This window comes from Mycobacterium gastri (assembly GCF_002102175.1).
Classification (GTDB): domain Bacteria; phylum Actinomycetota; class Actinomycetes; order Mycobacteriales; family Mycobacteriaceae; genus Mycobacterium; species Mycobacterium gastri.
This window is the reverse complement of sequence record NZ_LQOX01000057.1, coordinates 1-2,080: the sequence shown is the minus strand read 5'-3', so window position 1 is coordinate 2,080 and position 2,080 is coordinate 1. Positions and strand designations below refer to the sequence as shown.

The window sequence follows — 2,080 nt, the reverse complement described above, 5'->3', positions numbered from 1 at the left end:
CTACCGGCCAGGACCCAATTCCTGACGGCAACCCACGATCACATGCAGTGAGGCCCCAGCCTCCCCATACCGTCTAGGGATGTTGTCGAAGTGTTGTAATTGGGGCTCTGGAGGGTGGAGTGGGGTGTGACCAGGCGAGCCCTACTGGGTAATCCGGTTGCTTGACAGGAATCCCTTAGCAACCGACGAGCACCAAACTTGCGTTTCATCTCTATTCAAGAAGACCACCATGACGACGAACGAGGAACAGAGTTCAAGCTAGTGCTCGGCCCCAAGATCTTGAAACAGCGGCTTTCCGTAGGGATCGAAGCATGACGCGACGATCTCATCAATTGGTGCAGCCAGAAAGAATGACAACTTGGCAAGTTCCGCTGTTCCAGTTACCGGATCAGAGCTGCTAACAGCGACCACGGACCCATCGTTAGCGACTAAAGTTAGCCGCTCAACACCTTCAAAGTCCCGAATATCGATACGGAAGTTGGAGGGTAGCTGCTCCTTCAAAACGGGAATTTTTAAACGCGGCAATTCACGCTTCCGTCTAATAGTCGGACAGAATCTTCCAAAAAAGTACTTTTCTATAGTATCCATCGACGGGGCAGCCAATATGAAGTGTTCCGGACCCATGCGGTCAGAGTCGGTGACGACAAACCAGCCGCGGTCATTCCAGCCAATAAAGAGTCGGATTTCACCCAACGATGCCCAGAATATTGCGCGTCCATCTTCACTGCGGGATCCGGGCGTCAGTGTATATCCAGCAATATTTCCCCATTCCGCAAGCCTTGCGGGGATTTCTATGTGGGCATTCATCGCAATACGCCAATGTCAAGTAATTCTTCCACGTTGAGCGCCCTACCTTCACTGTCGAATATCCGAACCTGTATCGACCCTCCCGGTTGGCCCACACCAGGTGCTACTTCTGACACTTCGACATGCCAGCCGGTCGGAAGATGATCGAATTCATATGCGTTATACGGCTCACGTAAGCTATTGACATGCAGTGCTCGCGCCTCCCAGGATGCCGGTACACCATCTACCATGATCGCCAGATACTTCCCATCCACATTCCCAATCCGGTCGAATTGCCTACCGTAAAACTTCGCCAATTGATCTGCGTCGGTAAAAGCGATCTTTGTACCCGGCACCGCTCCATCATTTCCTGGGAAATTCATCCATCGATCACCGGTGGGGCTCAGTTTGTTGAAGCGTTGAACGTATTCCTGTTCAGTATAAGGGCGCCCTTGAGGATCGCGGCCGAAGGGCGCTTCAGGATCTGTAATAAGCTGCGCGACGGTCCTTTTAATCCCGCTGGGATCGACCGGATCATCAAGAAAATTCCAAGAATCGGACAACGGCTCACCATAGTGCGGATCGGTTGCTTTATCGGGTAACCGATGCCATCCCGGGCCAGAGGGCTCGTGGGAATGCAACGGGTCGCCCGGGGCTATTGGCGACTCTTGCGAGCCACGGTCACCCGGCATGTCACCCGCACTGACGTGGGGCGACGACTCCGGCGGTCGGCCGTTAGATGAGATGCCGTCGCTAGCGCAGTGCGGGCTACCGCCACCCGGTCGTGCTAACTCAGTCGGACTAGTTGATTCCGTGAATCGCGGGGCTGATGCCTGCGGCGCCGGGGATGCTGGTGCAGCAGCCACGGGTGCTGGCTTGATGGACGTTCCGTCTGGTGCCACTGAGGCGGGCGTGGATTCACTCAGACGCGAACTACTCGTCGGCATCTGGTCACCCGCCGCAGCGGGTATAGGAGACGGACTCGACCCCGCAGGCGTGGCCGGAACACGTGAGTCAACCGGCCCCGAGGCCGCTGATCCCGTTGGGGCCGTGGGCGACTCGGCTTTGGTCGTGCCCGGTGTGGTGGATTCCGTGGGTTGCGTGACCTCAACCGGTGCCCGCGGGGGCTCTCCTGTCGGCAAGACCGCGGGTTCGCCGCTCGTCTTCGGATCGGTCTTGGGCAGATCCCCGCCGAGGTCCTCTAGCTCGGTGGTCAGCGCGTCGCCGGTGTGGGTGATTTCACCCAACTGCCCGCCACCACCTGGCGCTCCGACACGCGTACCGCCGCTGCCTT

2 protein-coding genes and 1 pseudogene are annotated in these 2,080 nt (G+C 57.5%); 1 reads left to right on the top strand and 2 read right to left on the bottom strand.

The window, feature by feature from the left end; genetic code table 11:
* Positions 1-258: 258 nt before the first annotated feature.
* Positions 259-807, bottom strand: coding sequence for a TNT antitoxin family protein (locus tag AWC07_RS05010; RefSeq protein ID WP_084293473.1), 549 nt, complete (start codon positions 805-807; stop codon positions 259-261).
* Positions 804-1,349 (bottom strand): TNT domain-containing protein, encoded by a 546-nt coding sequence (locus tag AWC07_RS28415; RefSeq protein WP_279628857.1) that lies wholly within the window; start codon positions 1,347-1,349, stop codon positions 804-806. Before AWC07_RS28415 ends, AWC07_RS05010 begins: the two co-directional genes overlap by 4 nt.
* Positions 1,350-1,698: 349 nt before the next feature.
* Here AWC07_RS28415 and AWC07_RS28410 point away from each other — a divergent pair.
* Positions 1,699-2,080: pseudogene (locus AWC07_RS28410) on the top strand (hypothetical protein); the annotation flags it as partial.